2 protein-coding genes are annotated in these 1,233 nt (G+C 53.1%); both read right to left on the bottom strand.

Going from position 1 to position 1,233, the window contains the following annotated elements; genetic code table 11:
• Positions 1-12 precede the first annotated feature (12 nt).
• On the bottom strand, positions 13-501 hold the full coding sequence (locus ACR1XY_RS24540; protein WP_480597422.1) for a hypothetical protein: 489 nt from the start codon (positions 499-501) through the stop codon (positions 13-15).
• Positions 502-531: 30 nt separating this feature from the next.
• Positions 532-1,233 (bottom strand): aminomethyl transferase family protein (locus ACR1XY_RS24535; RefSeq protein WP_480597420.1); only part of this gene is annotated, 702 nt, incomplete at its 5' end.

Here is a 1,233-nt window from a genome sequence, read left to right as displayed (position 1 = left end):
CAACAAGGCTTTTCATTTGTGGTTCTCAAAAACCATTACTACCAAAGTTCGGTTCTGCTGGCCTTTGTCTTTCAGCGCGACACGGTATGTGCCGCGCTCTGTGATCAGCTCCCGCAAGTTGTAGCTGTCGGGGTGATTCAAAGGTTTCGACGCTGAGGTGCTGCTACCCTCGCGACAGCTTGAAACTTCCCTCCAGGCGTCTCGAAACAAAAAACCTGCATCTTCGCTTCGGTATGAAAATGCCCAGTAACAGGAAATGCCCCTGGTGCCGGTCAACCCCACAAAGGTCTCACAGAGCATGTCATTGGGCAGGTCCGCAGACCTTTCGTGGTTTTCCAGCATAAATACCCGATCACAATCACCTGCCAAACCGGTAGTTGAATACAATGCCAGTGTCGCGACCAGGGTGATTTGAAAGAGAAGCAGTATGCGTGTGCCTGCTTCAGGTTGAACCATAAAGTCGGATGAGTGTTTTTTTGAGGTTTGGCAACGATCAGACATGATGACCTCGATGTCGCCCCCTTTTGGCAGCTACTCTGCAGCGTCCGGAACCGTTGCTTCTGTGTATATCCCTTTCACACGTTCCTTTGTCGGATCAAAATGCGGAAATGGAACGATCCTGGCTTTCAACCGTTTTTGCTGCCCGTCCAGTTGCCCGATTTCAATGTCTGCGCCGACGGCAGCATGTGTAACCGAAACCCGGCCCAATGCGATGACTTTACCCAGAATGGGCGATTTCATCGCGCTGGTAATCTCTCCAACCTGAGCTTTTCCAACGCGCACGCAGTCGCCGGGCGAGGGGATCGTGCCGCCTTCGATTTCGAAACCAACCAGTTTGCGGTGCGGGTGTGCCTTACGCTCTTCGATCGCTGCCCGCCCAATGAAATCGTCGGTCTTTGACTTCAGCGGTACGGTAAAGCCGATTCCGGCCTCGAAGGGATCCGTCTGATCGTCGAATTCTGACCCGGCAAAAATCAGACCGCCTTCGATCCGCAACATGTCGAGTGCCGCCAGCCCGAGCGGTGCAATGCCATACTCTTGGCCGACCTCCCAGACACGATCAAAGATTTCGACAGCATCTTTAGGGTGGCAGAAGATTTCATATCCAAGTTCACCGGAATAACCGGTCCGGGAAATCACCACGGATTTCCCCTGCACATCACCAACCCGAGCTATGGTAAGCCGGAACCAAGGCAATTCTTCGATCGTCGGTTGTTGTGGCGGTGTCCAGAA

Source organism: Ruegeria sp. AD11(2025), assembly GCF_056542405.1.
Note: the sequence above shows the minus strand (reverse complement) of the source record. Positions and strands in the feature narration are given on the sequence as shown.

Excerpts from the sequence above, each read along its gene's own strand:
- ACR1XY_RS24540 (WP_480597422.1), bottom strand. The coding sequence starts at position 501 with ATGTCTGATCGTTGCCAAACCTCAAAAAAACACTCATCCGACTTTATG.